The organism is Cytobacillus sp. QJM3NY_8 (assembly GCF_056173585.1).
In genome coordinates this window covers 2565276-2591838 of the sequence record NZ_CM149681.1, presented here as the reverse complement: position 1 = coordinate 2591838, position 26563 = coordinate 2565276, and the positions used below count along the sequence as shown (strand labels likewise).

23 protein-coding genes and 1 riboswitch are annotated in these 26563 nt (G+C 41.7%); of the genes, 14 read left to right on the top strand and 9 right to left on the bottom strand.

Translation table 11 applies throughout. The annotated features are described in order from the left end of the window. Positions 1 to 77: 77 nt before the first annotated feature. The 5 genes from metH to AC0VZ9_RS13430 form a co-directional block, all read right to left on the bottom strand. Positions 78 to 3524 carry a methionine synthase gene (gene metH / locus AC0VZ9_RS13450; RefSeq protein ID WP_251156374.1) on the bottom strand — a complete coding sequence of 1149 codons (3447 nt, stop codon included), beginning with the start codon at positions 3522 to 3524 and terminating at the stop codon, positions 78 to 80. Then, positions 3517 to 5367 carry a bifunctional homocysteine S-methyltransferase/methylenetetrahydrofolate reductase gene (locus tag AC0VZ9_RS13445; protein WP_009334538.1) on the bottom strand — a complete coding sequence of 617 codons (1851 nt, stop codon included), beginning with the start codon at positions 5365 to 5367 and terminating at the stop codon, positions 3517 to 3519. The genes metH and AC0VZ9_RS13445 overlap by 8 nt, the downstream gene beginning before the upstream one ends. Positions 5368 to 5371: 4 nt before the next feature. Next, a complete protein-coding gene (gene metC, locus AC0VZ9_RS13440) occupies positions 5372 to 6556 on the bottom strand; it encodes a cystathionine beta-lyase (protein ID WP_251267233.1) in 1185 nt (394 codons plus the stop codon). Further along, positions 6553 to 7665: a methionine biosynthesis PLP-dependent protein gene (locus AC0VZ9_RS13435; protein WP_192908609.1), complete on the bottom strand. Its 1113-nt coding sequence runs from the start codon at positions 7663 to 7665 to the stop codon at positions 6553 to 6555. Before AC0VZ9_RS13435 ends, metC begins: the two co-directional genes overlap by 4 nt. A gap of 76 nt (positions 7666 to 7741) precedes the next feature. Next, positions 7742 to 7856, bottom strand: a riboswitch (SAM riboswitch). Positions 7857 to 8057: 201 nt separating this feature from the next. Next, positions 8058 to 8237 (bottom strand): H-type small acid-soluble spore protein, encoded by a 180-nt coding sequence (locus AC0VZ9_RS13430; protein ID WP_009334541.1) that lies wholly within the window; start codon positions 8235 to 8237, stop codon positions 8058 to 8060. 164 nt (positions 8238 to 8401) lie between these two features. Between AC0VZ9_RS13430 and AC0VZ9_RS13425 the strand changes: the two genes are divergently transcribed. The 3 genes from AC0VZ9_RS13425 (at position 8402) to odhB (ending at position 13362) form a co-directional block, all read left to right on the top strand. Beyond that, a complete protein-coding gene (locus tag AC0VZ9_RS13425) occupies positions 8402 to 8641 on the top strand; it encodes a hypothetical protein (RefSeq protein ID WP_009334542.1) in 240 nt (79 codons plus the stop codon). A 622-nt stretch (positions 8642 to 9263) separates the two neighbouring features. Beyond that, positions 9264 to 12107 (top strand): 2-oxoglutarate dehydrogenase E1 component, encoded by a 2844-nt coding sequence (gene sucA / locus AC0VZ9_RS13420; protein ID WP_217024875.1) that lies wholly within the window; start codon positions 9264 to 9266, stop codon positions 12105 to 12107. Between the two features lies 1 nt (position 12108). Next, positions 12109 to 13362, top strand: a complete 1254-nt coding sequence (odhB, locus tag AC0VZ9_RS13415; RefSeq protein WP_009334544.1) for a 2-oxoglutarate dehydrogenase complex dihydrolipoyllysine-residue succinyltransferase — start codon at positions 12109 to 12111, stop codon at positions 13360 to 13362. Between the two features lie 317 nt (positions 13363 to 13679). Here the strand turns inward: odhB and sda are convergent, their stop codons facing one another. Beyond that, the gene (sda, locus tag AC0VZ9_RS13410; RefSeq protein ID WP_009334545.1) at positions 13680 to 13811 is read right to left on the bottom strand and encodes a sporulation histidine kinase inhibitor Sda; all 132 of its coding nucleotides are present in this window, start codon (positions 13809 to 13811) and stop codon (positions 13680 to 13682) included. A 208-nt stretch (positions 13812 to 14019) separates the two neighbouring features. On the opposite strand from sda, the gene AC0VZ9_RS13405 reads away from it, so the two are divergent. The 8 genes from AC0VZ9_RS13405 to AC0VZ9_RS13370 all read left to right on the top strand — a co-directional run bounded on the left by AC0VZ9_RS13405 (position 14020) and on the right by AC0VZ9_RS13370 (position 19527). Then, positions 14020 to 14814 (top strand): VOC family protein, encoded by a 795-nt coding sequence (locus tag AC0VZ9_RS13405; RefSeq protein ID WP_217024879.1) that lies wholly within the window; start codon positions 14020 to 14022, stop codon positions 14812 to 14814. Positions 14815 to 14827: 13 nt separating this feature from the next. Beyond that, complete coding sequence (locus AC0VZ9_RS13400) at positions 14828 to 15226, top strand: secondary thiamine-phosphate synthase enzyme YjbQ (protein WP_217024887.1); 399 nt, start codon at positions 14828 to 14830, stop codon at positions 15224 to 15226. 234 nt (positions 15227 to 15460) lie between these two features. Further along, positions 15461 to 17113: an AMP-binding protein gene (locus AC0VZ9_RS13395; RefSeq protein ID WP_475397482.1), complete on the top strand. Its 1653-nt coding sequence runs from the start codon at positions 15461 to 15463 to the stop codon at positions 17111 to 17113. 160 nt (positions 17114 to 17273) lie between these two features. Then, positions 17274 to 17432 carry a hypothetical protein gene (locus AC0VZ9_RS13390; RefSeq protein WP_009334549.1) on the top strand — a complete coding sequence of 53 codons (159 nt, stop codon included), beginning with the start codon at positions 17274 to 17276 and terminating at the stop codon, positions 17430 to 17432. Between the two features lie 96 nt (positions 17433 to 17528). After that, on the top strand, positions 17529 to 18398 hold the full coding sequence (locus tag AC0VZ9_RS13385; RefSeq protein WP_475397481.1) for a gamma-glutamylcyclotransferase family protein: 870 nt from the start codon (positions 17529 to 17531) through the stop codon (positions 18396 to 18398). Positions 18399 to 18505: 107 nt separating this feature from the next. Further along, complete coding sequence (locus tag AC0VZ9_RS13380; protein WP_064328215.1) at positions 18506 to 18754, top strand: hypothetical protein; 249 nt, start codon at positions 18506 to 18508, stop codon at positions 18752 to 18754. A gap of 280 nt (positions 18755 to 19034) precedes the next feature. Next, the gene (locus tag AC0VZ9_RS13375; RefSeq protein ID WP_026041563.1) at positions 19035 to 19277 is read left to right on the top strand and encodes a hypothetical protein; all 243 of its coding nucleotides are present in this window, start codon (positions 19035 to 19037) and stop codon (positions 19275 to 19277) included. Between the two features lie 46 nt (positions 19278 to 19323). After that, a complete protein-coding gene (locus AC0VZ9_RS13370; protein WP_019379842.1) occupies positions 19324 to 19527 on the top strand; it encodes a DUF6501 family protein in 204 nt (67 codons plus the stop codon). A 41-nt stretch (positions 19528 to 19568) separates the two neighbouring features. Here AC0VZ9_RS13370 and AC0VZ9_RS13365 read toward each other — a convergent pair whose 3' ends face one another. After that, on the bottom strand, positions 19569 to 20123 hold the full coding sequence (locus tag AC0VZ9_RS13365; RefSeq protein WP_019379843.1) for a YhcN/YlaJ family sporulation lipoprotein: 555 nt from the start codon (positions 20121 to 20123) through the stop codon (positions 19569 to 19571). A 115-nt stretch (positions 20124 to 20238) separates the two neighbouring features. Beyond that, positions 20239 to 21027: a membrane protein insertase YidC gene (yidC, locus tag AC0VZ9_RS13360; protein ID WP_019379844.1), complete on the bottom strand. Its 789-nt coding sequence runs from the start codon at positions 21025 to 21027 to the stop codon at positions 20239 to 20241. Between the two features lie 540 nt (positions 21028 to 21567). Here yidC and AC0VZ9_RS13355 point away from each other — a divergent pair. Next, complete coding sequence (locus AC0VZ9_RS13355; RefSeq protein ID WP_226280724.1) at positions 21568 to 22497, top strand: putative bifunctional lysylphosphatidylglycerol flippase/synthetase; 930 nt, start codon at positions 21568 to 21570, stop codon at positions 22495 to 22497. 246 nt (positions 22498 to 22743) lie between these two features. On the opposite strand, the gene AC0VZ9_RS13350 is transcribed toward AC0VZ9_RS13355, so the two are convergent. Beyond that, on the bottom strand, positions 22744 to 23820 hold the full coding sequence (locus AC0VZ9_RS13350) for a glycoside hydrolase domain-containing protein (RefSeq protein ID WP_034297049.1): 1077 nt from the start codon (positions 23818 to 23820) through the stop codon (positions 22744 to 22746). 415 nt (positions 23821 to 24235) lie between these two features. On the opposite strand from AC0VZ9_RS13350, the gene AC0VZ9_RS13345 reads away from it, so the two are divergent. After that, a complete protein-coding gene (locus AC0VZ9_RS13345; protein ID WP_019379846.1) occupies positions 24236 to 25693 on the top strand; it encodes a nicotinate phosphoribosyltransferase in 1458 nt (485 codons plus the stop codon). Between the two features lie 27 nt (positions 25694 to 25720). Then, positions 25721 to 26542 (top strand): ammonia-dependent NAD(+) synthetase, encoded by an 822-nt coding sequence (nadE, locus tag AC0VZ9_RS13340; protein ID WP_475397480.1) that lies wholly within the window; start codon positions 25721 to 25723, stop codon positions 26540 to 26542. Positions 26543 to 26563 lie beyond the last annotated feature (21 nt).

Sequence of the window (26563 nt, the reverse complement as noted above, 5' to 3'; positions counted from 1 at the left end):
TTGCTATGTAACCATTGTATAGGTATTTAAAGGGGAAAGGCAAATACCCGGCAATCTTTTAATTGCCGGGTTTAATACTATCTTAATACATTAAAATATCTTGCTTCCGGATGAGCAAAGACCATTGCAGAGACAGATGCTTCCGGTTCCATCATGCATTCTTCTGTTAGCTTAACCCCGATATCCTCAGGCTGTATAAGCTTAAATAGCTTCTTCTGGTCCTCTAGATCAGGGCACGCAGGATATCCATAAGAAAAGCGTTGTCCCTGGTACTTCGCCGCAAAACGGTCCTTCATAGTCATTTCAACTGGATCAGGGAATCCCCAGCGATCCCGTATCTGACGATGGATCAGCTCGGCAAGCCCTTCAGCTGTCTCCAAAGCGAGCGACTGCAGGGCATGGCTTTCCAGGAATCTGCCTTCGGCTTTTAAACGGTCTGCTATACCGCGTATACCTTTTCCGGCAGTCACAGTAAAGAAGGCAGCATAATCCATTTGACCGCTTTCTTTTGATCTAAGGAAGTCCGCCAGACATAGGAATGGCTCCGTTTCCTGGCGCGGGAACTCAAACGTTTCAATGATCGTTTTTTCATCTTCATCATAGATATACACCTTATCGCCATCTGACTGGGCAGGGAAGAATTGATAAACTGCTTTTGGTTCAATCCAGTTTTTCTCTTTTGCTTCAGCAATCAGTTCATCAACCATTGTGTTAATCTTAATAGCTTTTTCATCTTTTTCTGCAAGCAGCTTTTGCAAGTTTCCTTTTAAGCCAAGGTGATGGCCAATCAGCATTTGCTTATTTATATACGGCTCAATATGTGAGAGGGAATATGTTTTCAGCAAATGCCGCTTTAAGTCTTTTGGAACAAAAACTGGCACTTTTGTGCTGACTGTTGGTTTAGGCTTTACTGCAACTGCAACCGATCCGCGGTCAAAAGGGACTGCATTCAGGACCGCTGCCTGTTTTTCTGCCTGCTGAATCCGCAGTTTCTCCACTTCTTCTGGCTCCTGAAGCTGATTGGCTAGAGAAAGTCCATTCATGGCATCCTTGGCATATAGCACGAGTCCATCATATTCTTTGGAAATTTTAGTATCTGTAAACTTTCTCGACAATGCAGCGCCGCCTACTAATATCGGAATATCGATTCCTGCCTGTTTCATGTCATGTGCCGTAATGACCATCTGCTGTGCGGATTTAACAAGCAGACCTGAAAGGCCGACCATATCCGGATTCTCACGCCTGATTTTTTCAATCAATTCAGCAGGGGAGACCTTGATTCCCAGGTCTATCACTTCATATCCATTATTGCTTAAAATAATATCCACAAGGTTTTTCCCTATATCATGGACATCCCCTTTAACGGTTGCCAGGATGATTTTCCCCTTGGATGAAGATTGTGCAGCATCCTTTTCCATATATGGCTCCAGATATGCAACAGATGCTTTCATAACCTCTGCACTTTGAAGGACTTCTGCAACAATCAGCTGGTTATCATTGAACAATCTTCCTACTTCCTTCATTCCATTCATTAATGGCCCATTAATGATATCAAGTGGAGCAGGGTATGCTTGCAGAGCCAGTTCAAGATCAGGCAGCAGCCCTTCTTTTGTTCCCTCCAGAATATAATAGGCGAGGCGTTCCTCAAGCGTCATATCCGGGAGGACACTTTTACTTTCTTTCTTCTTATCCCGGTAAAAATCAGTGAAAATGGCAAGTGATTCATCAGTAGTTTCGAAAAGAAGCTTTTCAGCCATTAAGACCTCTTCCTTTGAAATGGAGGCAAATCTTTCGAGCTTTTCCGTATTCACTATCGCATAATCGAGTCCTGCTTGAGTACAGTGATAAAGGAATACTGAATTTAATATCTCCCTGCCGACAGGAGGGAGGCCAAATGAAACATTACTGATTCCCAATATGGTTTGAACCTCCGGTAAAGCCTCTTTAATAAGTCTTATCCCATCTACCGTTGCCTTTGCAGACCCGATGTATTGCTCATCCCCTGTGCCGACAGGAAAGACGAGGGGGTCAAAAATAAGATCCTCAGGCGGAATTTGATACTTATTTACAAGCAAATCATACGAACGCTTTGCAATTTCCAGTTTTCTTTCAGCCGTAACACCCATTCCGGCTTCATCTATAGTACCTACTACCACAGCTGCACCATATCGATGGATCAGTGGGGCAATAGCTTCGAATCTTTCTTCGCCATCCTCCAGATTAATGGAATTTATGATGGCTTTACCCTGTGAATAGGTGAGGGCCTTCTCGATAACCGTTTCATCAGTTGAATCAATGACCAGCGGAACCTTAATTTTTTTTACTAATTCCTTGATAAAGTTTTCAACATCCTGCATTTCTTCACGGTCAGGATCTGCAAGGCAAATATCAATTACGTGGGCTCCGCCTTTTACTTGCGCCCGGCCTATTTCAGCAGCTTCCTCGAACTTTCCTTCAGCAATCAGTCTTTTAAACTTGCGTGAGCCAATTACATTTGTGCGCTCGCCGACCATAATGGGCCTTAATGTCGGGTCATCATAAATCAGAGGTTCAATTCCGGAAACTTTATGCACTGAATTCCCCTCATAATTTCTGGGTTTATAATCTTTAACCGATTCAGCAATCGCCTGAATATGTTCAGGGGTGGTTCCGCAGCAGCCGCCTACGATATTCAGCCAGCCTTCCTTGGCAAAGCCCTCAAGCTTGCTCGCCAGTGATTCCGGAGTTTCATGGTACTGTCCTTCTTCATCAGGCAATCCTGCATTGGGATAGCAGCTGACTGCAGTAGATGCCAATCCTGACAGAGAACGGATATGGTCCTGCATGAATTCGGGCCCTGTCGCACAGTTGAGTCCGACTGCCAGTGGTTTCATATGTTCCAGCGAAATATAAAATGCTTCAATCGATTGGCCAGCAAGAGTCGTGCCCATCGGTTCAATCGTTCCCGAAACGATAAGCGGAAGTTTTATTCCCGTCTTTTTTGATGCATTTTCAATGCCGATAAAACCAGCCTTCACATTCAGCATGTCCTGGCTGGTTTCCAGGAGAAGAAGATCGGCTCCACCGTCAATTAACCCTCTGGCTTGTTCTTCATAAGCCGCAATCATTTCTTCAAATGTAGACCCGCCGGTTACACTCAGCGTCTTCGTCGTAGGACCCATGGCACCAGCCACATATCTTGGCCATTCAGGAGTTGAAATGCGGTCTGCAGCTTCCCTGGCAATTTCAACAGCAATTTTATTTAGTTCATAAGCTTTTTCTTCCAGATCGTAATCTGCCAGAACAATGCTGGTTGCGCCAAAGGTATTGGTTTCAATAATATCTGCGCCGGCTTTTAAATATTCAAGGTGAATATGTTCGATCACCGAAGGAGCTGTTATATTTAAATTCTCGTTGCAGCCTTCATATTCTTCGCCGCCAAAGTCAGCAGCGGTAAGATCGGCCCTCTGCAGCATGGTGCCCATTGCTCCATCCATGATCAGGATTTTCTTTTTTATCTGCTCCTGCAGTGATGGTTTATGCATGTTGTTTCCTCCTTGAAAGCCGTTCGGTTGTCTCACGGGCATAGTTTGATAGTTCAACAGTCATTTCATAGCGCATAAATGGAGTGATGAGGTAAATGCCATTAAACAGCTCTGCCGCGGCATCGATCAGCGACTTGGCAATAGCTATGCCTTCAGCTCCAGCCTGTGCAGGATCATCCTTTAATGAAGCCATCCGGTTTCTAATGCTGTCGGAAATTTTGATTCCAGGAACTTCATTATGCAGAAACTCAGCATTCCGGCTGCCGGTAAGAGGCATTAGGCCTATATAAACAGGTGCTTTTAAATCTTTCACAGCCTCATGAACTTCCAGCAGCTTCTCTTCAGAAAAAACAGGCTGCGAGATGAAATAGTCCGCACCATGTTCAATTTTCTTTTCAAGCCGTCCAACAGCTTTTTCCAATGAGCGGACATTGGGATTAAAAGCCCCTGCAACTGAAAAGGCAGCTTTCTGGCCGAGATCTTTCCCTGAAAAAGATAACCCTTCATTTAACTGCTTGATCATACTGATCAATTCAAATGATGAGACATCATATACAGAAGATGCTCCTGGAAAATCACCGACACGTGCAGGATCACCCGTTACGGCAAGAATATCATTTAATCCAAGTGCGTGCAGACCCATTAAATGGGATTGCAGTCCAATAATATTCCTATCCCTGCAGGTCACATGAACAAGCGGGCGCAATCCTGTCTGCTGCTTGACGAGATATCCAAGCGCAGAGTTGCATACCCGGGGGGAAGCAAGGGAGTTATCTGCAAGTGTAATAGAATCTATTCCGGCTTCTTTCAATGCTTTTGCACCTTCGAAAAAGCGTGAAGTATCAAGCTTCCTTGGAGGATCCAATTCAACAATGACAGAAGGCCTTTCCCTGACAATATCTTGAAGAGGAGGGAGCTCTCTTGATGATGATGGCTTTTCAGAAACCATGACTTTATTGATTGCCTTTGTCTCTTTTTCCTCTATTGGCGGAAGTCCTTTTAAAACGTCAGAAAACGCCTTGATATGGTCAGGTGTTGTTCCACAGCAGCCTCCAAGCAGGCGGACACCCTGATTTCGGAATTCAATCGCTGACTGCCGGAAATATTCTGCATCTCCTTCATAATGAAATTTGCCATCCGTATAGGCTGGAATACTGGCATTTGGATAAGCAGAAAGATAGGCATGCTTTGGCAAAGGCACACTTTCGAGAGTTTTCAGCATATGATGCGGACCAAGCCTGCAATTGATTCCCACAACATCCGCACCAATTCCTTCAAGCTTTGCTAAAGCATCAGCGATAGAAGTCTGGTTCTGAAGAACACCCGCTTCCTGAAGAGACACCTGTGCGATAATCGGCAAATCAGTTTCTTTCCTGGCTATGGCAAGGACAGTCTCAAGCTCTTCCAGGTCATAATAGGTTTCAAGCAAAATACCATCTACATTCTCAAGCAGCAGGCAATAAAGCTGCTCCCTGAAGCTTCTTTTTATTTCTTCAAGTGTAATCATGTTGGGCTTGAATCCCCTGATCCCGCCGATTGTACCAGCAACATATGCGCGTTCCTTGGCAGCTTTTTTGGCAATCCTTGCTGCAGCACTGTTAATCTCCTTAACGGAGTCTTCCAGTCCATATCGCTGAAGCTTCAAATAATTCGCCGCATACGTATTTGTTTGGATCAATTCAGCCCCTGCGCCTATGTATGCTTCATGGATGTGCTGGATCTGTTCAGATTGTGATAAATTTAATTCCTCAAAACAGCTGTCGGTACCATAGGAGTACAGAAGAGTTCCCATCGCGCCATCTGCTATGATGATTTCATTCTTTAATTTATTTAGGAAACTCAAAATATCACCCCCGCTGTAAAATCGAATGTTTTGTTTTTCCGGCAGCAGATAAAGCTGCCTTGAAATCTTCTATAATATCATCTGCGCTCTCCAGGCCAACAGATAGACGAAGAAGACTGTCCGTTATTCCGCGCTGCTCCCGTTCGGATGCTGGCATGGCTGCATGTGACATTTTTGCAGGGTAGGAGAGGATGGATTCAACAGCTCCCAGACTTACTGCAAAAACAGGTATTTTCGCATTTTCAACAAATCTTCTCATCGATAGCTCATCTTCAAGCTCAAAAGATAGGACGGCACCTGCGTTCACAGCCTGCATTTTCTGGATTTTATATCCGGGATGATCTGCAAAACCTGGATAATGCACCTTCTTAACAGATGGGTGATCATTAAGGAAACCAGCAATTTTCTTAGCTGATTTCACAGACTGATCAAGCCTGACCTGCAGCGTTTTAATGCCTCTCAGCACAAGCCACGCATCCTGAACACCCAAAACGGCTCCAAAGGAGTTCTGGAGAAAAGCAAGTCTTGCACCTAAATCCGGATCTTTCACAACCGCTAGGCCAGCCACGACGTCGCTGTGTCCGGATAAAAATTTGGTTGCGCTGTGCAGCACTATATCTGCACCTAAAGAAAGCGGTTTTTGAAGGGCAGGGGTCAGGAAGGTATTATCCACAAATGTCAAGGCTCCATGCTGTCTTGCAAGTGAACTGATGGCCTGTATATCTGTCACTTTCAGCAGCGGGTTGGAAGGAGTCTCTACATAGAAAACTTTCGTGTTGGGACGGATTGCTTCTTTTACTTCCTCAAGATTTGTCATATCAACAAATGTGTGCTCAATGCCAAAGCGGGACAGGACTTCTGTTGTCATTCGATAGGTTCCGCCATATACATCTTCTGTAATGACAACATGATCTCCCTGAGATAAGAGGAGGAATGCTGTAGAAATGGCAGCCATTCCAGAAGAAAAGGCAAACCCTCTAATACCTTCTTCAAGCTCCGCGATGACTTCTTCAAGTGCTTCCCTTGTTGGATTCAGGCTGCGGCTGTAATCATATTTTCCGAACACATCAATATCTTTTTGATGAAAAGTGGAGGCATGCTGGATCGGTACACTGACAGCTCCTGTTTCCGGGTCGAATTTTTGATTATTGTGAAGTAATTTCGTTTGGAATGTGTAATTCGAACTCATCGTACTGCCTCCTTAACAACCTTAGCAAAAGCATGTTCAAGATCCGCCTTCAAATCTTCTGCATTTTCTATTCCAACCGAGAAACGCAGAAGCCTATTACAGACACCGGTTTCAATACGGATTTCTTCAGGAATGTCCGCATGTGTCTGGGTTGCTGGATAAGTTATGAAACTCTCGACTCCTCCAAGGCTTTCAGCAAAGGAGATAAGGGAGAGGCTCTGCAGAAATGGATTCACCCAGGATTCATCCTTGATTCGGAATGATATCATGCCGCCCTTGCCGGGATAAAGGACATCTGTTACTGCATCGTGGCCCGATAAAAATTCTGCTAATTCCTTCGCATTTTCTTCATGACGTTCCATGCGGAGAGAGAGTGTCTTCATCCCTCTGATCAACAGCCATGAATCAAAAGGGCTAAGGACAGCACCTGCGGCATTGTGGTTCATCGCCAGTGCCTCACATAACTCTTTGCCTTTTGCAACAATTAATCCGGCAAGGACATCATTATGCCCGCCAAGATACTTGGTTGCACTATGGATCACAATATCAGCTCCAAGCTTTAACGGCTGCTGAAGGAGAGGGGTATAAAACGTGTTATCAACTATAAGGAGGATATTATGCTTTTGGGCAATGTCTGCTATCAATTGAATGTCAGTCTGTTCCATAAGCGGATTAGTTGGAGTCTCCAGAAATATTGCCTTGGTCTTTTCCGTGATTAATAGTTCAACATCTTCGGAATTGCTGGTATTTACATATTTGCACTGAAGTCCCCACTTCTTGAAGCCCTGTTCAAGCAGACGATATGTACCGCCATATAAATCCTTTGATACAATCCATTCATCTCCGGATTTAAAAAGAGAAAGAATGGTAAGAATTGCGGCCATTCCAGAACTGCAGGCATAGCCTTGGTCGCCTTCTTCCAGATCGGCGATTGCCTCCTCAAGCAGCTGGCGGGTAGGGTTGCCTGTTCTGCTATAGTCAAAGCCAGTTGACTGGCCAATGCCTTCATGGCGATATGCCGTGGAAAAATATACGGGCGGGTTGACAGCACCTGTTGCTGACTCGCTCCTGTTTCCGATTTGCGCTAATCTGGTGTCAATATTATACATGCTTGTAACCACTCCTTATAAAAAATAAAAAAAAGCCTTCTATAAGAAGAAGACTTTTTAATGTGATCAGCCATTCTTCTTATCTTTCAAGTTTTAGAAACTTGCAGGAATTAGCACCTTTTCAATCAAAAAAATGATTGCTGGTTGCTGAGGCGTCGTCGGGCCTTACCCTCGACCTCTCTGGATAAGAAATCAAATATTAAATTTTCTCTAAACTTTACTACAGTAAACCGCTAATCGTCAACACTTTTTTGAATATTTTATGTTATAAAAAATATCCGACCAGGTATCTTACGTCCTTTTGCCCTCAGTCTCCATTTTTTAAGGGGGAATGAGGAAAATTTTGAACAAAAAAACTTCCCATCAGATTCTGGAAAGTTTTTTTGGGGTATTCATTCTTCAATCAAATCGTTAACCGGCACATCCATTTCTTTTTCAGAATCTGCTTTTGTGTAAACACGTGCTGTTTTAGTCTGCTCATCTACATGCTGAATGATGATCGGGATGCCATTCAAAGTAACACTGTGCATTTCAGCAGACTCAGCAATCTCTTTTGCTCTGCCAATATTCATGGAAAAACCTCCTGAATTTGAATAATTTTAATGTGTCTTAAAAATACACAAATTATTCTTTTGAAAAAAACCTGGCATAAAATGTTAGAAGGGGATCACTTTAAAGTTCAGAATATTTGTTTTATAATGAACGTAAATGAAATTTTTCTTGGAGGGGAGCTAATATGCGTGAACATAGCCACTGCCGCCACCGGTTTGCGGAATCCGAGGGTCCAGCAGTATTCCAGACCATGGATGGCATTGAAGTAAATGTTTCTGGTTCCATGTTCGAAAAATGTACAACTTGCGGCCATTTTGATTTTCCTGTGGAAACGAGAGAAGCAATTGAATCTTCCCTAAAAGAAAACAGAAAAAATGCGAATGCAGTGAAACAAATCTATATTAACTTAGTTGAGACTTTTTAAAGCCGGACGACTGCCGGCTTTTTTATTTTGTCTTCTATATAAGAAAGTGCTTTTACAAAATGTTTTTGAATTTTTGCTTGAACTTAGTTATTAACCTGAACTGATCATCGCTATGGGCACATGATTCTCGAAAATTCATCCGCATTTTCGTCGTGCGGTATTAGTCAAGGAAGCCTTTTTAAATGTCCTGCGGCAGGAGAGGGAGAGGGAGCGGGAGACCGCGCAGGCGGAGCTGAGGACCTCTGTTCCTCCCGGCGGAAAGAAGATCCCGCGCTGAAATCAGCGTGCAAAATTTTACGGATAATAACAATCTAAAATGAACCCCTAAAAACCACCCAGTTATTTCTTATTTATAATTGTTTAACATTTAACAAAACATTTTATTAGAATAAGTAATTACTAAAAAAAAATTTTTAATAGTTTTCCACTATATTCATGTTTTTATCTTTGTACAACTAGATTTTCCGTGTTAGAATAACTGTGGAAACGTTTTATCCTCTGAAAAATATTATTATTCGTAAAAATAAATCGTTAATGCATCATATAGACGGGTATTGTATTTTCAGGGGAGAAAAATGTATTTGAATTATTTACTTAAAAACAGTTATGGAGGTAATTTTCCATGAAAAAGCCATCGAATGGTGAGGGACCTTTTGAACAAGGATTTCATGGCCCCAACCTTGGCTACGTTATTGAACTTTATGAAAGATACTTAGAGGATCCATCTTCTATCGATCCTGAAATGAAAGACTACTTTGAAAGAAATGGTTCCCCTCTAGCGAGTGAAGGAACTCCGCAAATGGCTTCATCAGCAAATCAGCCAATGAATGCCGGACAGCTTGAAAAAACACTTGCTGCGATTCGCCTTGCTGATAATATCCGCACATATGGCCACTTGGCTGCAGATATTTATCCGCTGGGTAACAATAAATCTGAAAGTGCATTATTCGAACTGAGCAAATATGGCTTAACTGAAAATGATTTAAAAGAGATTCCTGCCGGTGTCATTACTAAAGACGCCACCTATCCATTACGCAACGGACTTGAAGCAATTGAATTCCTGAAAAGCGCTTATATGGGACCAATTGCGTTTGAATTCCAGCATATATTTGATGAAAACGAAAAAGACTGGCTTCGCCGTAAAATAGGGGCCAACAGCCATAAACTGTCAATGCAGAAGGCAGAAAAACTGAAAGTTTTAAGAAGACTGACTGAAGTTGAGGAATTTGAAAAATTCCTTCATAAAACATTCGTTGGCCAGAAAAGATTCTCAATTGAGGGTCTTGATACAATGGTTCCATTACTGGATGAAATTGTTTCTGAATCCGTTTCTGATGGAGCCAAAACAATTAACATCGGCATGGCCCACCGCGGAAGATTAAATGTTCTTGCCCATGTGCTTGGAAAGCCGTATGAAATGATCTTCGCGGAATTCCAGCATGCGCCAAATAAAGAACTGGTTCCTTCCGAAGGATCTATCGGAATCAATTACGGCTGGACAGGCGACGTTAAATATCACCTTGGTCTTGATAAACAGATCAAAGATGAGAATACGACCATAGCCAGACTGACATTAGCTAACAATCCGAGCCATCTTGAATTTGTAGGTTCACTGGTTGAGGGCTATACCAGAGCTTCACAGGATAATAGAACAAAGGCCGGTTATCCTGAAGTAGATCCAAAAGCTGCTTTAGCCATTATCATTCATGGAGACGCAGCATTCCCAGGACAGGGAATTGTAGCAGAAACACTGAACCTTGGACAGCTGACTGGCTACAATACGGGCGGTTCGATCCATATCATTGCCAATAATACAATTGGTTTCACAACAGAATCACATGATTCACGTTCTACCAGATATGCAAGTGATCTTGCCAAAGGTTATGAAATGCCAATTCTGCATGTGAATGCAGATGAACCTGAAGCAGTAGTTGCAGCGGCAAGAATTGCTTGTGAATATCGTGCGAAATTCCAAAAGGATATCCTTATCGACTTAATCGGATACCGAAGATTTGGGCACAACGAGATGGACGAGCCTATGACGACTAATCCTCTTATGTATAACATTATTCGCAAGCGTCCAACCGTGAAAGCGCTGTATGCTGATAAGCTTCTAAATGAAAAGATCATTTCCAAAGAGGAAGCAGAGGGCATTCATCATGAAGTACTGGAAAAAATGAAGGCTGCCTATGAAAAGGTTCCAAAAGAAAAGAAAGAGGCGGAGTTAACCAATCCACCTGAAACAGTCGAAAAGGGTCTGCCAAAAATTAAAACAGCTGTGTCTGTCGATAAATTAAAGCAAATTAACGAAGAATTATTAAAATGGCCAGAGGATTTCAAAGTGTTTGATAAACTCGGCAAAATCCTGCAGCGCAGATTGGAAGCGCTTGAAGGAGACGGCAAGATTGATTGGGGACTTGCCGAAACACTGGCTTTTGCAACCATTTTATCTGATGGTACCCCTGTCAGACTGACTGGCCAGGATTCCGAGAGAGGTACATTTGCACAAAGAAACGTTGTTCTGCACGATCATACAACTGGAAAAGCGTATTCACCTTTGCACAAGCTTTCAACGGCTAAAGCATCATTCGCTGTCCATAATAGCCCATTATCTGAAGCTGCTGTCGTAGGCTTTGAATATGGATATAATGTATTCGCTCCGGAAACGCTTGTTCTATGGGAAGCTCAGTATGGTGATTTTGCCAATGCGGCACAGGTAATGTTTGACCAGTTTATTGCTGCTGGCCGTGCGAAATGGGGCCAAAAATCAGGTCTTGTCATGCTTCTTCCACATGGCTATGAAGGACAGGGACCTGAACATTCAAGTGCCCGCCTGGAAAGATTCCTGACTCTTGCAGCAGAAAACAACTGGACAGTTGCTAATCTATCTTCTTCAGCACAGTACTTCCATATCTTAAGAAGACAGGCTGCCATTCTCGGAAAAGAGGAAGTTCGCCCGTTGGTGATCATGTCTCCTAAGAGTCTGCTGCGCAATCCGAATGTCGCTTCAAATGGACTCGAATTGAGCGAAGGAGAATTCAAGTCTGTTATTGAACAGCCTGGCTTAGGCCAAAATCACGAAAAAGTGAAACGCATCATTCTTGGAACAGGTAAGATCACAATTGATTTATCCGAAAACCTGAAAAACTACCAGGATCAGGATTGGTTCCATATTTTACGAGTGGAAGAAATCTATCCGTTCCCAATGAATCAAATTAAAGAAATTTTAACCCGCTATCCTAATGTAGAAGAAATCGTTTGGATTCAGGAAGAACCAAAAAATATGGGTGCATGGAATTTCGTTGAACCTAGACTGAAAGAAATCGCAGGCAGCGATATCGATGTCAGCTACATTGGAAGAAGACGCCGTTCAAGCCCGGCTGAAGGTGACCCGACTGTTCATAAGAAAGAACAAGCACGTATAATAGATGAGACCCTAACACGGAAGCAAGAAGGAGGAAATTAAGGTGGCAGAAATCAAAGTTCCAGAATTGGCGGAATCCATTACAGAAGGTACGGTGGCACAGTGGCTAAAACAGCCTGGTGATACAGTAAATAAAGGGGATTATGTTGTAGAACTTGAAACAGATAAAGTAAATGTTGAAATCATTTCTGAACATAGCGGTGTTTTACAGGAAATTAAAGCACAGGAAGGCGACACGGTTAATGTTGGTGAAACCATTGCTATCGTTAATGAAAGCGGACAAGCTGCACCTGCTCCAGAAAAAACGGAAGAAAAACCTGAGGCTCCTAAAGCTGAACAGCCTAAAGCAGAGGATCAGCCCGAACAGCCAGCAGCTGAAGAAAAAGCTGGCGGACAGCGTCCGATCGCTTCTCCGGCAGCACGCAAGCTGGCAAGAGAAAAAGGGATTGACCTAAGCCAGGTGCCGACAGCTGATCCACTGGGAAGAATCAGAACCCAGGATGTTGAATCCTTCAATCCAAATCAAGCAAAACAGCAAGCTCAGGCACCAAAACCGGCAGCAGCTTCTAAACCTGCTGAACAGCCAGCCGCCGGAAAAGAAGTGGAACGAATCAAAATGTCACGCCGCCGCCAGACCATTGCAAACCGCCTTGTAGAAGTTCAGCAAACTGCAGCGATGCTGACAACGTTCAATGAAGTGGACATGACAAATGTGATGAACCTTCGTAAGAACCGCAAAGATAAATTCTTTGAAGAAAATGATGTTAAGCTTGGCTTCATGTCATTTTTCACAAAAGCGGTAGTAGCAGCCCTTAAGAAAAATCCTTATTTAAATGCTGAAATTCAAGGCAATGAAATTGTCCTTAAGAAATTCTATGACATTGGTATTGCCGTGTCAGCACCAGAAGGTCTTGTCGTGCCGGTTGTACGTGATGCAGACCGCAAAAACTTTGCTGAAATCGAAAAGGATATCATGGACCTTGCGGTTAAGGCGAGAGACAATAAACTTGCTTTATCAGATCTGCAGGGTGGAAGCTTCACTATCACTAATGGCGGTGTATTTGGCTCCATGATGTCTACTCCAATCCTGAACGGACCACAGGTTGGTATTCTTGGAATGCATTCCATCCAATTGCGCCCGGTTGCAATTGATGCTGAAAGAATGGAAAACCGCCCAATGATGTATATCGCACTTTCCTATGACCACAGAATTGTTGACGGTAAAGAAGCTGTCACATTCCTGAAACGCGTCAAGGAACTGATCGAAGATCCTGAAAGCCTTCTTTTTGAAGCATAATAAAATAGAAACCAGAGCGGAATCGGCTCTGGTTTTATTTTTTTCTTTATTGAAAATTATTTGCATTAAGGAAACATTGTACTTGTTATGCATAATATATTAAAAAGCAGGTGATGAGCTTGAGACGAAGACAAATGAAGATACTGCAATACAGTACGGTTTTAAAGAAACTCGGTGTTCTCAGTGAACAGGAATATGAAAATATTAAAAAGGCTAATAATCTTTCAGCATACTTGCGGAAATATTAAAAAAAGCGGGAATAGTTCCCGCTCCTACATATTTACTAAGTATTTGGCAAATTACTATTAAGTTGAAACTTACTCTTTAAACGGCTTCAATCCCCGTTTTTGAATTTCAGTTTTTAATATCCTAATCCATTCCTTTTCAGACCCTGACTTCAATGCATCACGATACGAGACGACCAGCTGTTCATTACTCATAATTTTCATTATGCATACCTCCTGGTTAAATGGATTGAATATTCTATTTTTAATTATTGTAAAGGTTTTTTAAGTTTTTGTGAACCCTTTATAAAGAAATGATTTATTTCATTATGATGACATTTTTTGCGGCGCATTTCAGCAGCTGATAGTGGACTCGAATACAAACCGAAGGTAAGATTTATATAAATAGATTGCTGAAAGGAGGAAGCCGCTAATGAATCTGGCACTAGACCATCTCGTACACTTTATTAAAGCTGAACCATCTGAACCAGTGAAGAAATGGGGGAATGTGGGATATAAAGCAGTATTGGGAGGAAGCCATGAGAACTGGGGGACATATAACAGCCTTTTATATATCGGGCAGTCATACATTGAATTTTTATCAATTGAATCAAATCATATTGCCGCTGCTGCTGAAAACCCGCTCATTAAACAGCTGACAGATGAACTCCCGTCAGGGGAAGGCATCGGGCAGCTCTGCTTCCGAACCAGTAATATTGAAGAGCTAAAGGCTGAATTAAAGAGGAAAGGCTTTGAGTCCCTTCCAATTTTTGAAGGAAGCAGAAAGAGGCAGGATGGAAGCTTGCTTTCGTGGAAGATGCTGTTCTTTAAAGAAAACCCACATTATAAATATCCTTTCTTTATTGACTGGGGCGTGGAAGACGATAGAAGATTTGAAGAACTGCGACATCTTGGCTTTATTGATGAAAACCTTGAAAATAAAAAAATCGAAGAAGTATTTATAGCCTCCAGTGACTGTGAAATGTCTGCGGATTCATGGAAGGCGATTATGCCGAATTTCATGACCGATGTTTACATAAGCAGCAATGGAAAAGAGAAGAGAGCATCCATTGGAATTGGATCAGTAAAACTCACCTTTTGCCAGCCATTACAGGATGAAGGAAGGGTTTTGGAAGTTCTGAAAAAAAGAGGGGAGAAGCCATTTGCTGTTCAGCTTTCGCCTGGCCTTGAAAAAGAAATAACCCTATTTGAAGCTGTTTATTTTTAAAGGAGGGAGCCCATTGTTAAGGAAATTCACTGTTAACACATCTGAACGAGACCAGTTTCTCGAAATAACTTCAGAAGTACAGGCATACATTAACCAGTGCGGAACCGCTGAAGGAGCAGCAATCGTCTATTGCCCGCATACAACTGCCGGCATCACCATAAATGAGAATGCAGATCCGGATGTTAAGACAGATTTGATCCGCCGATTCGATGAAATATATCCTTGGGATCAGCAAAAAGACCTTCATATGGAAGGGAATACCGCAGCGCATATGAAAGCGGTCACTGTCGGTTCCTCACAGCATATCGTCATTACAGAAGGACAGCTGCTTCTGGGCACCTGGCAGGGTATTTACTTTTGTGAATTTGACGGACCAAGGACGAGGACATTTTATGTAAAAATTTCAGATTGAACATAAAAGAAGCTGCTCCTATATTAAAGGGCAGTTTTTTTATTATGGAGAATCCACATTAGATGAATCTATAGTTATGAGAATTGAGCCAGAAAAATTTATAAGTTATCAATATATGAAAATATTGAATATTCAGCAATATATGATAACATAAAATGTAAGCGTTTTAGATCAGCATCTTAGGGAACTCTTTACACAATGAATAGATCATCATATACCAAGGAGGATTTCTGGATGACGGAATTATTGAACCTAACAGTAGGGAAGCTCCTGGAGGAGAAAGCCGGCCTTCACCCGAATCACGAAGCAGTAGTTTACGCAGATCGCGGGCTCCGAATGAGTTATAAGGAGTTTAATGAATATTGCAGGCTTGCTGCCAAAGGGTTTATGAAGCTGGGTCTTGAAAAAGGAGAGCATATTGCCGCATGGTCAACCAATACGCCCGAGTGGCTTACATGCCAGTTCTCAACAGGCAAAATGGGGGCTGTCCTTGTAACAGTTAATACAAACTATCAAGCTGCTGAGCTTGAATATCTATTAAAGCAATCTGACAGTACAACCATTGTTCTGATGGAAAAGTTCAGAGAAACCTCCTACATAGAAATGCTATACAGTATCGTCCCGGAACTTAAGGATTCTAAGCCAGGGCAGCTGAAAAGCAAAAGACTTCCTTTTTTAAAAAATGTTATCGTGATGGGAGAAAAACGTTTTCCCGGAACTTACAGCTGGGAAGAAATGATCAGGATGGGCGAATCAGTTCCAGACGCAGAACTCAATGAGCGTATGGAGAGCCTGGATCCGGACGATGCCATCAATATGCAATACACATCAGGGACGACAGGCTTTCCAAAAGGGGTTATGCTAACCCATAACAACATTGTTAATAATGGCTATAATATTGCAAATTGCATGCGTTTAACAAAAGATGACCGCTTATGTATTCCTGTTCCGTTTTTCCATTGTTTCGGGTGCGTGCTGGGAACGATGGCATGCATATCCGTCGGCGCAACCATTGTGCCGGTCCAGGAGTTCAGTCCTAAAGCCGTTCTGAAGACGGTCCAGGATGAGAAATGTACAGGCCTGCATGGGGTGCCGACAATGTTTATTGCAGAGCTGAATGATCCCGACTTCTCAAAGTATGATCTATCGACTCTCCGCACTGGCATAATGGCTGGATCCAATTGCCCTATTGAAGTCATGAAAGGCGTTATTGAAAGAATGGGTGCAAGCGAAATAACCATTGCTTATGGACAAACAGAATCCTCTCCCGTTATTACGCAGACACGGACGGATGATCCGATTGAGCTGAGAGTGGAATCTGTGGGAAGAGCACTGCCGAATGTGGAAGTAAAAATTGTGGAACCAGGCACCAATAATGAAGTACCTACTGGAGAACAAGGGGAATTGTGTACAAGGGGCTATCATGTCATGAAGGGATATTATAAAAATCCTGATGCTACGAAAGAAGCCATTGATGAAGAAGGCTGGCTCCATACAGGTGATCTCGCTGTAATGGATGAGAACGGGTACTGTAAAATCACTGGAAGACTAAAGGATATGATCATTCGCGGAGGAGAGAATATATATCCCCGCGAAATTGAAGAATTTCTTTATACGCATCCAGCGATCCTGGACGTTCAGGTAGTTGGAGTCCCAGATGCCGTATATGGTGAGGAAGTGGTCGCCTGGATAATCCTTAAAGAAGACGCTGAATTAACACCAGCCGACCTTCGGGAATACTGCAAAGGGAAAATTTCACGCCATAAAATCCCCCGCTATATTGAGTTTACTAAGCAGTATCCAATGACAGCATCCGGAAAAATCCAGAAATTCAAATTGCGTGAACAGGCTAAAGAAGTCATTGAAAAAGCAAATACATTGAAATAAAGGACATTTAACCTGTTGGGACTTTTCCAGCAGGTTTTTTTATGGAACTCCGCCTTCCCTCATTCATAAGTCTTAATAAATCTCAATCTCCCAGCCAATGTTTTACTGCGTGAAAGTATATAAAATGAGATTAAAGATAAAGTGAAGGGAGAAATGGAAAATGTATGAGGACATCTATGTCATAGAAATTTTAAATAAAGCTAAGCTTAAGGAAATTGCTGAACTAAACACGGCTGATCCATTTCAGGAAAATACGAAGGAAAAATTGTGCTGCAGGCTTCCTTTAGCAAAAAAGTTCACAGTATGCCAATGCAGCTAGGAAGGGGAATATTCTCCGTCCTATTTTTTTGAAAAGAATCTTCTGAAAATGATAGTATAATAAACAAAAGAGAATAAAAAGGGGGAGCAAGTGCTAATGACAACACAAAAGCTGTTTGTTTATGGAACCTTAAGAAAACATGAGTCAAATCACTTTGTTTTAAAAGGCAGTCCCTGCATTGCCGAGCAGGCATGGGTATATGGGGAGTTATATGATACTGGACTCGGCTATCCCTCTATGAAACCATCACTTGACCAAAAAGTATATGGAGAGCTTTATGAAGTGCCTTTAGATCATTTCACTGACCTGGATGAACTTGAAGATTTTATCCCGGGCAGAAAAGATAATTTATATGATCGGGTGGAACAGACTGTTCATACTGATGCAGGAGAGGCAAATGCACTAGTATACGTCTCCTGCCGGGATGATCTTTTAGCCGAACCCATTCTTTATGGAGATTGGAAGCTCTACCGTTTAATGAAGGATAAGCCCGAAAAGACCTTTTATTTTGCATACGGTTCCTGCATGGATGATGAGCGGTTTTGTGTGGCAAAGGTAGATCATCATTTTAAAAGCATTGTCGGCGGGGGGACGCTCACCGGTTATTCGATGCAATACCTATTTTCCAGGGATGATGGAGGAAGGGCGGACATTATAGAAAATGGCGGCGTCACAGAAGGAGTTCTATATGAACTTCCTTATGAAGGAGTTGAATACCTGTTCCATAGAGAAGGTTTTTATGGTCAATGGTATCGTCCTTCCTTTGTGAATGTCAAAGTTGGAGATAAGTTATATGAAGATGTCCTGACTTTTCATGTCTACAATAAAAAGGGCGAGCTTCCCCCGCCAGATCATTACGCTCTTGAAATTCTCCGGGGGGCAAGAGGCAGAGTAAGTGACGATTATTACCGGAAGCTTGAACAGCAGCTGGAAACACTGGGTGTTCAAATTAGATTGGATGCATAGCAGCATAAGACTTAAGGATGAGCATATGTTCATCCTTTTTTCTATATTGTATGGCTGCTGATTCTTCTACAATAAAGGCAGTTAATATGGAATAGGAGGACCATACCATGCATGGAGCAAAATTATATGAAGCACATCTTGATTCAGCCAACTTGGAACGAAGCATCGAGTTTTATGAAAACCTTGGCTTTAAAGCAGCGTACAGAATAGAAGACAGGAAAGCAGCATTTTTCTTTTTGGGGGAAAATAAAGAAACATGCTGGGCATCTGGGAAACAAAAGACTCCCCGATTAAGAGAAGTCATATTGCGTTTTCCGTTTCGCCAGCCAAGCTGCGGGGAACTATGCCTTTTTTAAGGAAAAAGGAATCGAGGCGAGGGAATGCTTTGGCCTACCACCGAAAGAGCCGATTGTCCATACTTGGATGCCAGCTGCTTCGGTATATTTTTATGATCCAGACGGCCATTCATTAGAATATATAGCTGTCTTAGAAGGGGAAGCAAGACCTTACTTGAATCCAACGCACTTAAGTGAATGGGAAGGAATAAAATATGCAAAATTTTTAATTGGTGGTTTGAAACAGGCTAAGCGGGTGGTATATTACCTTTGCCATCATCTTAGAAAGAAGGTCATCAAAATGAAAATTATAGCAGATAATGGCTTTTATGAAGTGGAATATGATAACGAACATTATGACAATTTAGAGTTTGTACGAATAGACCAAATCTGTGAAATTAACTATGTAACAATGAAAAACACAATAACGGGAGAAGTGTATACCTTTGAAGCGGATAAAATCAGGAGATTCCGGAAATTAATGAAGTTAATGCCAGAAGTTAAAGAGAATCTTATTGCAGACAGCAGTTCGTATTCTTTATAATAAATACTAATCAATAAAGTATGCAGACTGTGAAGGAGTGGCAATTATGATTCATTTAAAATGGCATGAACGAGAAACATTGAAAAAAGTAAAATGCGTGCATACAGATGCAGCAAAATACATTGTAAACCGGGCTTTAACAGCAGGGAATATCTATAACGTAAAAAATGAAACTGAAGAATTCTATTTCATCGAAGACAATTCCGGAAAAGTAAGCGGATTTTATAAAGACTATTTCCAGGATGCTTAATTCATTAAAGAAAACGGCCTTATGAAGGCCGTTTTCTTTTTTTACCTTTGTGCAGGGAAAATTCTGCGGACAGTTTCTGTAAATTCATCAAAAAATCCTTCGATTGGCTGACCAGCTCGAATGTCCTCTGTATATCCTGTCATTCGATCATAAAAGTCGGGGTTAACAGAAACGTATACATTATCAATATCCTGATCGACTGCTTTAACCTGATCTGAAATCTTCCCCTCGACATCCTTAGTCAAATCTCCATTTCCATCACTCAAGCGTGCGGCAACATAGGCATTATTATCTGTCACGATTACATTCGCAGTCTCAACCTCTGGAATGGAAGTAATTTTATCGGCAGCTTTATCAGCAACCTTCATTCGCGGGGATTCATTTTGATTTTCATTGTCCGTTCCTGTGCGGGTAAGATCAATCCCCGGTTCAGTTGTGCGTCCATTTTCGCCATAGTTGCTGTCGTTTACTTTTGTAGGCTCTGTCAAGTCTCTGTTTCTTTGAGCTGTTTCATTCATATCCGCGTCATTCATGCCGCAGCCTGCAAGCAATGCAGCTGACAAGGCCCCTGCCAAAAATAATTTCCTCTTGATCATTCACTTTCCTCCTTCCGTTTTCCCCCTTATCTTTCCATGAATAGGTGCTCTTATTCAGATTCTTTAATAAAATAAACAAAAAAGGAGCAGGGCATTAAGCCCGCTCCTCATATAATTATGATTCTGACATGATCTGCACAGCATCAGGTTTATCTTTTGTATATAATCTTCTGCCAAGCCATGATTGAAAAACTAAAAATATTCCGCCCGCAGTCCAATATAGCGGCAAAGCTGCAGGTGCATTTAAAGAAACCAGCATAATCATTACAGGAGATAATAAACCAATCAATTTCATTTGCTTTGGCGTTTGAGCAGTCATATTAGTTAGAGTGAACCGGTACTGAAGATAGTACACAATTCCTGCAATGATTGTGATCCAAATATCAGAATGACCAAGATTGAACCAGAGAAACGAATGTGCAGCAATTTCCTGATTTCCTCTTATGGCATAATAGAACCCCATCAGAATGGGCATTTGTATAAAGATTGGCAGACATCCTGCAGCATTCAAAGGATTTACTCCATGAGATTGATACAAACCGAACATTTCCTGCTGCAGCTTTTGCTGCTCCTGTGGTTTTTTCGCTGTTTTCAGCTTTTGCTGGATTTTTTCAAGTTCAGGTTTTAACTTATCCATTTTTTCTTTCATTAAGCTTTGATTTTTATATTGTTTGAGCATTAATGGCATTAATATCAGCCTAATCATTATGGTAATGAAGATAATAGCCAGGCCGAAATTGCCATGAAAGAAAACAGCTGTTCCATGTATTGCCAATGCAAACGGATCGACAAAATAATGATGGAAAAAGCCTGTTCCTTCTCCTCCTTGTGCCTGACAGGCAGATAAGAATATAGGCAGTACAGTAATCATGGTAATGGCTAGCAACAGTTTAATTTTTCTCATACAGGTCAAACCTCCCGCTATATTTTTTCTTTAAATAGGGGAGAGACCTTCTGGCTCATCACTTTGTTCACCTTTTTTCAGTATAAGTTTTGCAATCCAGGACTGAATCGAATCGCAAATAAAGCCCCGATCCATGCGGAACTCTGGAAGGCTTTCATATTCTCTTTGTTCATTCTCAATATATCTGCTACTGTATAAAGTCGGCTCTATTTTCCAAATGATTAACAGCTTGGCAGCTAAACCAATGATATATGTTAAATACAGAGTATATTCTGATGAAATAAAAGACGATTCAGTTATTATTTCAAAGATATTATTTCACCTCTATTCACAGATTTAAGTATAATTGAATGCTCTATTGAAAACAATTGCAGATGTAACCAATTGCAAAAAGTTATCGTTTGTCCATTCTATTGTACCTATACAGGAATATAATAGGAGAAAGTATATATATTATCGGCTTAGTTTGATACACTCTATCAGGGAGATTAATTAATCATTATCTCTAGTTCAATACATGAATGGTGGGGTATTTTGTCTTTGTTAAAACAAAAAACAATTATAACACTTTCCAAACTCCTCGTACCCTTATTCATTTTGCTGATTGTCATGGTGGAGGCAAAAGGGATATTCATTGATTTTAATTGGGCTCTCCTTGAGCTTTATATTGACCGGCTAACCTTCCAAAGGCTATTTTTTATCCTTTTATTGGGACTGGCTGCACTTTTTCCAATGTATTTTTATGATGAAATACTCCAAAGGCTTTTCAGAATTAGAGTGCCTAAAAAAAAGCTATTATTTTATTCTTTATCTGCCAATGCATTCTCTAACTTTCTCGGATTTGGGGGTGTGGCCGGAGCTACACTCAGGTCCTATTTTTATAAGGATTACCTGACTGCCAATACTCCGTATATCAAAATAATTGCCAAGCTGTCGCTTTTTTACCTAACCGGCTTGTCCATATTGTCATGGATCGTCCTTTTTACAGATTTACATTTATACGATGATGTTAAACTTATAAAGATTGCAGTCTGGGCCGTTGCAGCTTATACACCTCTGCTGCTGTGCGTTTACTTTTTTAAGTCGTCTTTTTGGAATACGAAGCACATCAAAAAAGGATTTGCAGGGGAATTGCTGGCTGTTTCTTTATCAGAGTGGCTATTTATCATCATTTGTATCTGGGGAATAGCCCGGGCACTTGAAGTATCGATTTCATTTTTTGTTCTGTTTCCCATTGTCATCATTTCAGCTTGCGCTGGCATTGCGAGTATGATCCCTGGAGGAATTGGTTCATTTGATTTTGTATTTTTGATCGGACTGGAATCACAAGGTGTTCCCACCGAATTGGGGCTCTTGATTCTCATGTTCTACCGTCTCAGCTATTATGTAGTTCCTGTGTTTATTGGCACTCCCTTTGTCATGAACCAGTTTTGGAATAACAGAATGCCGAAAAACAGCTTCAAAATATAAAAGAGCCTTTGTGGGCTCTTTTTTTGCTGTCTAGCTCCAGCGGCTCCTAGAAACTCGGGATCATAAGCCGATTCCTTTCAGAAGGAAAAACGCCTTCTCACAGGGAGCGGCTTATGCCTGAGGGACGCAGGACAAGGAAGGCTTCGTCAGCATAAACATCGCACAACCGAAAGCGGCAGCTTTTGGGAGGACGTCGCGATCTTAGTCTGCATTCCTTCGTGGGCAAGGCGCTTCCGCTTTTCTTACTCACCAAAGAACATCAAGTATATCTTTGTTGAATAAATTTGTATCAATATTGCATGCCTTCGCATCAATTCCGTACTGCCAGCCTGCAATCAATGAATTTGCAGGAGCTTCTGGTTTATATCCAGGCGCCTGTTCCTGCTTAGTAATTCCTGCATTTGGCGCAGCTGTCCATATGAATGTATTTTCAAGAAGGGAAGAATTTTCGGCTGCTGCTTGACTGAAAGATTTAGTCAGGTCCTGTTCCTTATCAAAAATCCCATATATGCCAGGATGATAGGGTGACTCCTCCATTGCTTGATACCAGCCTTCAATGAAGGCAGAATCAACAGGATAATCGGGCTCAATATCCGCGAAAATCGCTACACCCTCCGGGATTCCCAGCTCCTTTGCCAATTGGACAGCTGCATTCGCCTCACTCTGTCCATTTTCCAGGCCAGTTGCCTCATTAAATCGATTCCAAATCACGAGTAATTTAATATCATTCCTTTGCAGAAGTTCAGCCTCTTGGGGTGTAATGCCTGCAGATACACCTTCTTTTTCACCTAAATAGCGTCCCCACACTTTAGGTGACCCGAAGTTTTCCCGAACGCATGAAAGCAAGTCGCTTGTGGTGAGACTTGCAGAGTCTACACCCCAAACGACTTCATCATCCTCTGACTTGCCATCCTGGTCATTTTTCGCACCTTTATCTCCGCTGCTGTCTTTGGTGCCGCTATTTTCATTTCCATTACCTGTTTGATTGGAGTCCTGATTTTTATCAGCCTTATTTTTGATTGTATTTGTTACATTAACATCCACATTTACCTCAATGTCATTCGTAACATTATTGTCGATTTGACTATCTTCACCATTATTCAAATCGTTGTCGATTGAGTTATTTACATTAGCTTTATTTCCTTTTATATTATTTTTTACTTGATTACTGATATCACTGTCATTGCTTTTGCTTTGGCCATCTGTAGTAGTCTGGGTTTTTGGCGCGTCATCCTTTGAATCCATGAGGGAGAAAGCAAAGAGCGAAATCATTACGGCAAAAAATGCGGTCACAACGAAAGGCAAAAGGCCCCGTCTTTCCATATCCCACAGCCCTCCTTGTCAGTTCATGACATCCTATGCGGAGGGCAGAAAGTTGGTGATTGCCGTAATAGGCAAGTGCAGTCCGAGGGAATATTCCTTCATCTTATCTCAATATAATATCCCAGCATGTGACACTCGGGAAATAATTTCAAAGCGTTATAACAGGATAATATCATCATTCAATATAACGAACAGCCGCAGAAGAATGTGTAAAAAAATCCTTAACGGGTAAATAACCGTATGCCTGGAGGTTGAAAAATTTGATAAAGACGGGAAACTTCACTACTATAAAAATAATAGCCAAATTTTTCATCCATTTAAGAGGATAAAAAATTGAATGGGGGATAATGGGGATAATAGCAGATAAGATATTTTTAAAAGGGATTGTTATATTTGTCACAGGAGGTTTTCGATAATGCAGAGGGAATTTGCGGATGATAGTATAGCCTTGCATACTGATCTGTACCAAATAAATATGGCCCAGACCTACTGGGAAGACAACATACATAATAAAAAGGCGGTCTTTGAAGTGTTCTTCAGGAAGCTGCCCTTTGGCAACGGCTATGGAATTTTTGCCGGCCTGGAAAGAGTTATAGAGTATATAGAAAACTTTAGATTTACAGACAGTGATCTGCAGTACTTAAAAAACGAATTGAATTATGAAGAAGGTTTCCTCGAATACTTGAAAAATATGAGGTTTTCAGGGACCATCAAATCAATGGAAGAAGGTGAGCTTGTATTCGGCAATGAGCCCATTTTGCGAGTAGAAGCCCCGCTGGCTGAAGCACAGATTATTGAAACAGCTATTTTGAATATCATTAACTACCAGACATTGATTGCTACAAAAGCAACCCGAATCAAAGAAGTAATTGGCGATGGAACAGCCATGGAATTCGGTTCAAGAAGAGCCCATGAAATGGATGCAGCTATCTGGGGAACAAGAGCTGCCTATATCGGCGGCTTTGATGCAACATCTAACGTTAGAGCAGGCAAGAAGTTTGGCATTCCTGTTGCAGGGACACATGCCCATTCATTTGTACAGGCTTACCGGGACGAGTATACAGCTTTTAAGAAATATGCCCAGACCCATAAGGACTGTGTTTTTCTCGTCGATACGTATGACACTCTTAAATCCGGAGTCCCGAACGCAATTAAAGTGGCGAAGGAAATGCAAGGTCAAATTAACTTTAAAGGTATAAGGCTTGATAGCGGGGACTTGGCTTATCTTTCTAAAAAAGCAAGAAAAATGCTGGATGATGCAGGTTTTCCTGAAGCAAAGATTATTGCTTCAAATGATCTGGATGAATACACCATCATAAACCTGAAAGCTCAAGGAGCGAAAATCGATATTTGGGGCATTGGCACAAAACTCATTACAGCGTACGAACAGGCTGCATTAGGGGCTGTTTATAAACTCGTTTCAATAGAAGATGAAAATGGCAAAATGGCTGACACCATAAAAATAAGCGGCAACCCAGAGAAAGTGACAACTCCCGGATTAAAGAGGGTTTATCGGATTATTAACAGAGATAACCATAAATCAGAAGGGGACTACATTGCTCTGGATCATGAAAATCCTCAAGCTGAGCCAAAGCTTAAGATGTTCCATCCTGTTCACACATTTATAAGCAAGTTTGTTACAAATTTCGAAGCCAGGGAACTGCATAAAGTGATATTTCAGGAAGGCAAGCTTACCTATAAAATTCCATCTTTAAAAGACATGCAAATCTTTGCAAAGGATAATCTCAATGTATTATGGGATGAGTACCGCCGTTCCTTAAATCCAGAGGAATACCCAGTCGACCTTAGCCAGGAGTGCTGGGATAATAAGATGAAAATGATCAGCCAGGTGAAAGAAAATATAAAAGGCTGAAGCTTTAAGAAGAGGGAGGAACCTGCAATGAATCTGCAAAAAGAAATTATGGAAAGTTTAAATGTAAATCCGAATATCGATCCAAAGGAAGAAATAAAGAAAAGAATTGAGTTTCTAAAGGATTATCTTGTTAAAACAAATTCAAAAGGTTATGTACTAGGCATAAGCGGCGGCCAGGATTCCACTCTTGCCGGAAGACTTGCGCAGCTTGCGGTTGAAGAGCTTCGAAAAGAAGGGAAGGAGGCAACATTCATAGCAGTCCGCCTTCCGTACGGCGTTCAGCAGGATGAGAAGGATGCACAGCTTGCCCTTTCCTTTATTCAGGCCGACAAAGAAGTGGTCTTTAATATTAAAAATGCAGTCGATGAATTGAAAACCGAGTATGATCGTATAATTCCGGAAGAACCCCTGAAGGATTATCATAAAGGCAATGTTAAAGCCCGCATGAGAATGATTGCCCAATATGCAATTGGCGGCCAATACGGCTTGCTGGTCATTGGCACGGATCATGCTGCAGAAGCAGTGACTGGATTCTTCACAAAATACGGCGATGGCGGCGCAGATGTCCTGCCGCTGTCCGGACTGACAAAAAGACAGGGAAAAAAACTTCTTAAAGAGCTTGGGGCAGAAGAAAGACTATACTTAAAAGTACCTACAGCCGATCTTCTTGACCAGAAACCCGGACAGGCTGATGAAACTGAATTAGGTATCTCATACGATGAATTGGATGACTACCTTGAAGGGAAATCAGTAAGTCCGGAAGCTGCAAATAAAATCGAAAAACGCTATATGGTTTCTGAACACAAGCGCCAGCTGCCTGCATCGATGCACGATAACTGGTGGAAATAAGCACACTTAAAAAGGAAAATC